This is a genomic window from Paracoccus binzhouensis (genome assembly GCF_016446475.1).
Classification (GTDB): domain Bacteria; phylum Pseudomonadota; class Alphaproteobacteria; order Rhodobacterales; family Rhodobacteraceae; genus Paracoccus; species Paracoccus binzhouensis.
In genome coordinates this window covers 32,968-40,654 of sequence record NZ_JAEHFP010000026.1, presented here as the reverse complement: position 1 = coordinate 40,654, position 7,687 = coordinate 32,968, and the positions used below count along the sequence as shown (strand labels likewise).

Below are 7,687 nucleotides of genomic sequence, written 5' to 3'. Positions count from 1 at the left end.
CCGGCCGGCCGGCCCCAGGGCGCGGCGCGCAAGCGCCCGGCCCGGCGTCCGTCGCGCGCACCGAAAACGGCGCAGCGGGCCTGAACCGGCCACGATACGCGCAAACGTGAGCCGCCGCGACATCGCGGCGGCTTGCGACTTTCCGGCCGGCGCGTCTATCTGCCGCCATGGCCAAGCTTTATTTTCATTATTCCACGATGAATGCCGGCAAGAGCACGCTCTTGCTGCAGGCGTCCTACAATTACCGCGAGCGCGGCATGGCGACGCTGCTTCTGACCGCGGCGCTGGACGACCGCGCCGGCCCCGGCCGGATCGCCAGCCGCATCGGCATCGCCGAATCCGCGCTGGGGTTCACCTCCGAGGCCGACCTTTTCGCCATGGTCGAGACCCGGGGCCGCGGCGCCGCCTGCATCTTCGTCGACGAGGCGCAGTTCCTGACCGAGGAGCAGGTCTGGCAGCTGGCCCGCGTCGCCGACGACCTTGGCCAGCCAGTGATGTGCTACGGGCTGCGCGTCGATTTCCGCGGCCGGCTGTTTCCCGGCTCGGCGGCGCTGCTGGCGCTGGCCGACGACCTGCGCGAGGTGCGCACCATCTGCCATTGCGGGCGCAAGGCCACCATGGTCGTGCGCCAGGACGAACAGGGCCGCGCGCTTCGCGAGGGCGCGCAGGTGCAGATCGGCGGCAATGAAACCTATGTCTCGCTCTGCCGGCGCCATTGGCGCGAAGCGATGGGAGAAATCCGATGAAAGCCAGCAATACCGCCCGCGCCTATGGCTGGGTCGCCCGCATGTTCCACTGGACGGTCGCCGTGCTGATCCTGGCCGCCATCGCCATCGGGCTTTACGCGGACACCCTGCCCGAGGGCGGGGAAACGCAGCTGCAGACGATCTTCACCGCCTATTCCGTGCACAAGACCGTGGGCATGGCGGCGCTGGCCCTCGCCGCCCTGCGCGTCGTCTGGACCCTGACCCAGCGGAAGCCGCGCCCGCTGCATCCCGAGCGGCGGCTGGAAAGCTTCGGCGCCGAGGTGGTGCATTGGGCGCTGTGGATCGGCATGGTGGTCATGCCGCTGTCCGGCTGGCTTCTGCATTCCGCGGCGCCGGGCGGCTTCGCCCGCATCCTCTGGTCCTTTGGCCAGCGGCTGCCCCTGGTGCCCGAGGACGCGGCGCTGTCCGGGCGTTTCGCGGCCTTCCACGAATTCGGCTGGTGGCTGCTGGCCGGGCTGATCCTGCTGCATGTCGCGGGGGCGCTGAAGCACGCGATCATCGACCGCGACGGCACCATGCGCCGCATGGCCGGCAATCCCGAGCGCGCGCCCGAGCCCCCGGTCGCGCAGCCCCACCTCCTGCCGCATGTCCTGGCCGCCCTGGCGGGGCTGGCGATCTGGGTGGGGGTCGCCTTCATCCCGGCCGACACCCCGGAGGCGCAGGAGATGCCCGCCGCCGCATCCGCCCCTGCGGCCGCGGCCGGATCGGGCTGGGCGGTCGAACAGGGCGCTTTGCAGATCGAGGTCATACAGGCCGGCAACACGGTCACGGGGCAATTCGGGCAATGGCAGGCCGATATCGCCTATGACCCGGAGACCCAGACCGGGCGGGTGACGGTCGATGTCGACATCGCCTCGCTGACGCTGGGCGCGGTCAGCGACGCGGCCAAGGGACCGGATTTCCTGAACGCCGCCGCCCATCCCACCGCGCGTTTCGAGGCCGAGATCCTGCCGCCCGCGGCCGAGGGCCAGCCGCATGCCGCGCAGGGCCGGCTGACCATCGCCGGCCAGACGGTCGAGGCCGATTTGCCCTTCGAGCTGACGCTTCAGGGTGACGTGGCGCAGGCGAAGGGGCAGATGCGCGTCGATCGCCGCGATTTCGGTATCGGCGCGAGCTATGCCGATGAAAGCACCGTGGGATTCGGCGTCGAGATCGGCTTCGAGCTGACCGCGAGGCGGCAATAGGAGAAAGGGCCGCCTCGATGGGCGGCCCTTTCCTTTGGGTATTTGGGGAACGAAGAAGCCGGGGCTCAGCCGACCAGTTCGAGGCCCGAGAAGAAGAAGGCGATTTCTTCCTTGGCGGTTTCCGGCGCGTCGGAGCCGTGGACCGAATTCTCGCCAACCGACAGGGCGAATTCCTTGCGGATGGTGCCTTCATCGGCATTGGCCGGGTTGGTGGCGCCCATCACTTCGCGGTTCTTGGCGATGGCGTTCTCGCCTTCCAGCACCTGCACGACGACCGGGCCCGAGGCCATGAACTCGACCAGTTCACCATAGAAGGGGCGGTCCTTGTGGACGATGTAGAACTGGCCGGCCTGGGCGGGCGACAGGTGGATGCGCTTCTGCGCGATGATGCGCAGGCCGGCATCCTCGAACTTGGCGTTGATCTTGCCGGTCAGGTTGCGCTTGGTGGCGTCGGGTTTGATGATCGAGAGCGTGCGTTCGATGGCCATATCGGTCGTCCTTTTTCCTTGTTCCGGCCGCAATGGCCAGGAAATCCGCGCCCCGTTAACACGCGCCGCGGCGCTTGAAAAGCCGGCGCGGCCCCGGCTTGCACCTTGGCATCGGCCCTTGATGTCGGCATTGACGCCCGCCGCGGCTTGCGCCATGCGGTGGCCCATGCTGCGCATCGACGACATATCCTATTCCATCGCCGGACGGCCGCTGTTCGAGCACGCTTCGGCCACCATCCCCGACGGCCACAAGGTCGGCCTGGTCGGCCCGAACGGCGCCGGCAAGACCACGCTGTTCCGGCTGATCCGGGGCGAGCTGGGCCTTGACGGCGGCGCCATCACCCTGCCGCCCCGCGCCCGCATCGGCGGCGTCGCGCAGGAGGCGCCGGGCACCGCGACCAGCGTGCTGGAGACGGTGCTGGCGGCCGACACGGAACGCGCCGCGCTGCTGGCCGAATCCGCCAATGCCACCGACGCCCATCGCATCGCCGAGATCCAGACCCGCCTGGCCGATATCGACGCCTGGTCGGCCGAGGCGCGGGCCGCGACCATCCTGCGCGGCCTGGGCTTCTCGACCGAGGACCAGGCACGGCCGACCGCCGACTATTCCGGCGGCTGGCGGATGCGGGTGGCGCTGGCCGGGGTGCTGTTCTCGCAGCCCGACCTGCTGCTGCTGGACGAGCCGACCAACTACCTGGACCTGGAGGGCGCGCTGTGGCTGGAAAGCTATCTGCAGCGCTATCCGCATACCGTCATCGTCATCAGCCACGACCGCGACCTTCTGAACCGCGCCGTCGGCCATATCCTGCATCTCGAGGAGCGCCGGCTGGTGCTCTATTCCGGCGGCTACGACACCTTCGCGCGGACCCGGGCCGAGAAACGCGCCTTGCAGGCCGCCGAGGCGAAGAAGCAGGACGCCCGCCGCGCGCATCTGCAAAGCTTCGTCGACCGTTTCCGCGCCAAGGCCACCAAGGCCCGGCAGGCCCAGGCCCGCATCAAGATGCTGGAAAGGATGGAGCCGATCACCGCCCCGGAGGAGGCGAAATTCCACCGCTTCGGCTTTCCGCAGCCCGACCAGCTGTCGCCGCCCATCGTCTCGCTGGACGGGGTGACGGTGGGCTATGACGGCCGGGCCGTGCTGCGGCGGCTGGCGCTGCGCATCGACCAGGACGACCGCATCGCGCTGCTGGGGCGCAACGGCCAGGGCAAATCCACGCTCTCGAAGCTGCTTGCCGGCCGGCTGGAGCCGATGGAGGGGCGGATCGCGCGATCCGGCAAGCTGCGCATCGGCTATTTCGCCCAGCACCAGGTCGATGAGCTGGAATTGGACGAGACCCCCATCGCCCATGTCCGCCGGCTGCGCCCGGACGAGCCGCCGGCGAAGCTGCGCGCCCGGCTGGCCGGCTTCGGGTTGATGGAGGCCCAGGCCGAGACCAAGGTGAACCAGCTTTCGGGCGGGCAGAAGGCGCGGCTGTCCTTGCTGCTTGCCACCATCGACGCGCCGCATCTGCTGATCCTCGACGAGCCGACCAACCACCTGGACATCGAGAGCCGCGAGGCGCTGACCGAGGCGCTGAACGACTATACCGGCGCCGTGGTGCTGGTCAGCCACGACATGCACCTGCTGAATCTGGTGGCGGACCGGCTGTGGCTGGTCGATCAGGGCGGGGTCAGCCCGTGGCAGGGCGACCTGGACGATTATCGCCGCATGCTGCTGGCCGGCGAGGACAGGCCCGAGCCGAAAGCCGAGGCGAAGCCGGCGCCGAAACGCCCCGGGCGCGACAGGATCCTGGAGCTGCGCGCCGAGGCGAGGCGCGCCGAGGAGCGGGTCGAGAAGCTGTCCGCCATGCTGGAGAAGCTGGACGCGATCATGGCCGATCCGGCGACCTATGACGACGCGCAGAAGGCCGAAGCCTGGGGCCGCAAGCATGCCGAGGCCAGCGAGGCCATGCTGCGCGCCGAGACGCTGTGGATGGAGGCACTGGAGCGGCTGGAGGCGGCGGAACGCGCCTGAATGCCACACGTTTCCGCTTTTCGTCCCCTGCGGCGCATTGCGGACTTGCCCCGCTGGCCGGTTTCGCCCAATGGGTTCCGACAAGTTCGATAAGGATTCGCCCATGACCCGGATGATCGCATTCGCCCTGCTCTCTGCGACCGCGCTCGGCGCGCCGGCCATGGCGCAGTCGCTGTCCGGGCACGAATTCTCGGTCGATGCGGGGTTGGGGGTGAAATACAGCCCTGAATTCATGGGCTCGGACAACCTGGACCCTTCGCCCTGGTTCATCCTGCGCAACGCCGATGCCGACCGCGACAAGCCGGACGGGTTCTCGATCCTGCCCTCGCTGAACTATGTCGGCAAGCGCGACGCCGATGATTACGATGACCTGCGCGGCATGGACGACATCGGCTATGCCGGCGAGATCGGGGTGAAGCTGTCCTATCGCATGGGCGAGCTGACCAGCTATGGCGCCATCCGCAAGGGCTTCGGCGGCCATCACGGCGTGGTGGGCGAGCTGGGCGCGAAATACCGCTTCGAGGCCAGCGACAAGCTGACGCTGTGGACCGGGGCCGAGCTGGGCATGGGCAGCGACGACTTCACCGGCACCTATTTCGGCGTGACCTCGGACGAATCGCTTTCCAGCGGCCACCGCGCCCATGATCCCGACGGCGGCGCCTATATCGCCCGGCTCAGCGTCGAGGCACGCTACGAATTCATGCCCGACACGGCGCTGATGGGCCGCGTCACCTATGGCCGGCTGCTGGGCGATGCCGGCGACAGCCCGCTGGTCGAGACGCGCAACCAGCCCTCGATCAGCATCGGCGTGGCGCGGCGGCTGAACTTCCGCTTCTAGGCAGCGCACTGGACCCTGCCCTGTCCAGGTCCTATATACGGGACAGGCTTTTGACAGGACGCGCCGCATGACCGAAGACACCCTCAAGGAAGGCGATCCGCTGATCGCGCCGTCAACCACCGAGCATCCGCTTTACGAAAGCGTGGTCGAGGCCTGCAAGACCGTCTACGACCCCGAGATCCCGGTGAACATCTTCGACCTCGGGCTGATCTATACCATTGACATCAGCCAGGAAAACGCCGTACGCATCGTCATGACCCTGACCGCGCCGGGGTGTCCCGTCGCGGGTGAAATGCCCGGCTGGGTCGCCGATGCCATCGAGCCCCTGCCCGGCGTCAAGCAAGTGGATGTCGAAATGACCTTTCAGCCACAATGGGGCATGGACATGATGTCCGACGAAGCCCGACTGGAGCTTGGATTCATTTGACGGCGCATGAGGACATGCTGGCCGGCCGCCCCTATGAACCGGGCGACGGCGAGCTGGTGGCGATGCGCAGGGTCGCGCAGGGCTTGATGCGCGACTACAATGCCACGATCATCGGCGACAAGACCCGCGCCCGCACCCTGACCCAGCTGCTGGGCACCTGGAACGGCACGGTGATCCGCGCGCCCTTTCATGTCGATTACGGCAAGCATATCCATTTCGGGCCGGATTGCTTCGTCAATTACGGCTGTTTCTTCATGGATATCTGCGAGATCAGGATCGGCGCGCGCTGCCAGTTCGGCACCGCCGTGCAGCTGCTGACCGAGGACCGGCCGCGTGACGCCGCCAGCCGCGCGGCGGGGGTGGAATGGGGCAAGCCCATCACCATCGGCGACGATGTCTGGGTCGGTGGCGGCGCCATCGTCCTGCCCGGCGTGACCATCGGCGACGGCGCCATCGTCGGGGCCGGCGCGGTGGTGACGCGGGACGTGCCGCCCAATGCCACCGTGGTCGGAAATCCGGCCCGTCCCCTGCCGCCCCGCACCTAGTAGAACACCCGGTGCCGGCCACGGCTGACGAGATGCAGCGCGCCCTGCGTCACCGGCATCTCGGCCAGGCGCTCGCGGGGCAGTCCCATCGCCACCAGCCGCAACATGCGCAGGGTGATGCCATGGGTGACGATCAGCGCCGGGCGGTCGAGCTCCTGCAGGAAGGACCGGACGCGGGCCTCGAGCCCGGCGAAATGCTCGCCCCCCGGCGCAAGGTCGTACCAGTCCAGCCCGCCGCCCGCAAAGATCTCGGGCCGCTCGGCCCGCAGCTCGTCCCAGAGCCGGCCGGTGAAATCGCCGATGTCGATCTCGTGCAGCCGCGCGTCGCTGGTGAAGTCCTGCCCGGCGAAGACGATCCGCGCCGTCTGCTGCGCCCGCCCGGCGGTGCTGGCATAGCGCGCCACGCCGCGCAGGTCGCGCACCAGCCAGCCCTGCCGCCGCGCCTGCGCCAGGCCCAGCGGCGTCAGCGGCGAATCCAGCCGGCCCTGCATCCGCCCCTGGGCATTCCATTCGGTCTGGCCGTGCCGCATCAGGTAAAGGTCGGGCCAGCCCGGCATCAGACCCATTTCGCCAGCGGCGGCAGGCTCATCAGCACCGCCTCGGGGTCGTGGCCGGTGGCCAGGCCGAACTTGGTGCCGCGGTCATAGACCAGGTTGTATTCGGCATAAAGGCCGCGATGGATCAGCTGCGCATCCTTCTCGGCCTCGCCCCAGGGCTGGGCCATGCGCTTTTCGGCGAGCGGCAGGAAGGCGGGCAGGAAGGCCTCGCCCACCGCCCTGGTAAAGGCGAAATCGGCATGCCAGTCGCCGGTGTTGAGATCATCGTAGAAGATGCCGCCGACGCCCCGCGCCCGGCCGCGATGCGGGATGAAGAAATACTCGTCCGCCCAGGCCTTGAAGCGGTCGTAGTAATCGGCGCCGTGGGGGGCGCAGGCGTCGCGCAGGGTGGCGTGGAAATGCGCGGTGTCCTCGGCAACTTCCAGGCAGGGGTTCAGGTCGGCGCCGCCGCCGAACCACCAGGCGCCGGGGGTCCAGAACATGCGGGTGTTCATGTGCACCGCCGGCGCATGCGGGTTCTGCATATGCGCGACCAGGCTGATGCCCGAGGCCCAGAAGCGCGGGTCGGCCCCGATCCCCGGCACGCCGCGCGCCGCCATGGACTGGCGGGCGGCGACGGACAATTCGCCATGCACGGCCGACCAGTTCACGCCCACCTTCTCGAAGACCCGGCCGCCGCGCATCACCGACATCAGGCCGCCGCCGCCCTCCTCGCCGCGCTTCGTCTCGCGGATCTCGAACCGGCCGGGTGGGGCGGTGCCGGGACCGCGATCCTCGAGCGCCTCGAAGGCCGCGACGATCCGGTCGCGCAGGGCCCGGAACCAGGCCGCGGCCTCCTGTCGCTCGTCCTGCATTTCCATGGGCTTG

9 protein-coding genes are annotated in these 7,687 nt (G+C 68.9%); 6 read left to right on the top strand and 3 right to left on the bottom strand.

What is annotated here, in order from left to right; genetic code table 11:
• Positions 1–167: 167 nt before the first annotated feature.
• Both I9P22_RS08685 and I9P22_RS08680 read left to right on the top strand, forming a co-directional pair.
• Positions 168–746, top strand: coding sequence for a thymidine kinase (locus I9P22_RS08685; RefSeq protein ID WP_199259121.1), 579 nt, complete (start codon positions 168–170; stop codon positions 744–746).
• Positions 743–1,951, top strand: coding sequence for a cytochrome b/b6 domain-containing protein (locus tag I9P22_RS08680; RefSeq protein ID WP_199259120.1), 1,209 nt, complete (start codon positions 743–745; stop codon positions 1,949–1,951). The genes I9P22_RS08685 and I9P22_RS08680 overlap by 4 nt, the downstream gene beginning before the upstream one ends.
• 65 nt (positions 1,952–2,016) lie before the next feature.
• Here I9P22_RS08680 and ndk read toward each other — a convergent pair whose 3' ends face one another.
• Complete coding sequence (gene ndk / locus I9P22_RS08675; protein WP_024845406.1) at positions 2,017–2,439, bottom strand: nucleoside-diphosphate kinase; 423 nt, start codon at positions 2,437–2,439, stop codon at positions 2,017–2,019.
• A gap of 166 nt (positions 2,440–2,605) precedes the next feature.
• Between ndk and abc-f the strand changes: the two genes are divergently transcribed.
• The 4 genes from abc-f (at position 2,606) to I9P22_RS08655 (ending at position 6,263) form a co-directional block, all read left to right on the top strand.
• The gene (abc-f, locus tag I9P22_RS08670; RefSeq protein WP_199259124.1) at positions 2,606–4,453 is read left to right on the top strand and encodes a ribosomal protection-like ABC-F family protein; all 1,848 of its coding nucleotides are present in this window, start codon (positions 2,606–2,608) and stop codon (positions 4,451–4,453) included.
• Between the two features lie 103 nt (positions 4,454–4,556).
• Complete coding sequence (locus I9P22_RS08665) at positions 4,557–5,291, top strand: MipA/OmpV family protein (protein ID WP_199259119.1); 735 nt, start codon at positions 4,557–4,559, stop codon at positions 5,289–5,291.
• 67 nt (positions 5,292–5,358) lie between these two features.
• Positions 5,359–5,718, top strand: a complete 360-nt coding sequence (locus I9P22_RS08660) for an SUF system Fe-S cluster assembly protein (protein ID WP_199259118.1) — start codon at positions 5,359–5,361, stop codon at positions 5,716–5,718.
• Positions 5,715–6,263, top strand: a complete 549-nt coding sequence (locus tag I9P22_RS08655; RefSeq protein WP_233253289.1) for a sugar O-acetyltransferase — start codon at positions 5,715–5,717, stop codon at positions 6,261–6,263. The genes I9P22_RS08660 and I9P22_RS08655 overlap by 4 nt, the downstream gene beginning before the upstream one ends.
• Here the strand turns inward: I9P22_RS08655 and I9P22_RS08650 are convergent.
• Together I9P22_RS08650 and hemF are read right to left on the bottom strand one after the other, a co-directional pair.
• A complete protein-coding gene (locus I9P22_RS08650; protein WP_233253288.1) occupies positions 6,260–6,820 on the bottom strand; it encodes a histidine phosphatase family protein in 561 nt (186 codons plus the stop codon). The two genes, I9P22_RS08655 and I9P22_RS08650, sit on opposite strands and share 4 nt — an antisense overlap.
• The gene (hemF, locus tag I9P22_RS08645; protein ID WP_199259116.1) at positions 6,820–7,680 is read right to left on the bottom strand and encodes an oxygen-dependent coproporphyrinogen oxidase; all 861 of its coding nucleotides are present in this window, start codon (positions 7,678–7,680) and stop codon (positions 6,820–6,822) included. Before hemF ends, I9P22_RS08650 begins: the two co-directional genes overlap by 1 nt.
• Between the last annotated feature and the right edge of the window lie 7 nt (positions 7,681–7,687).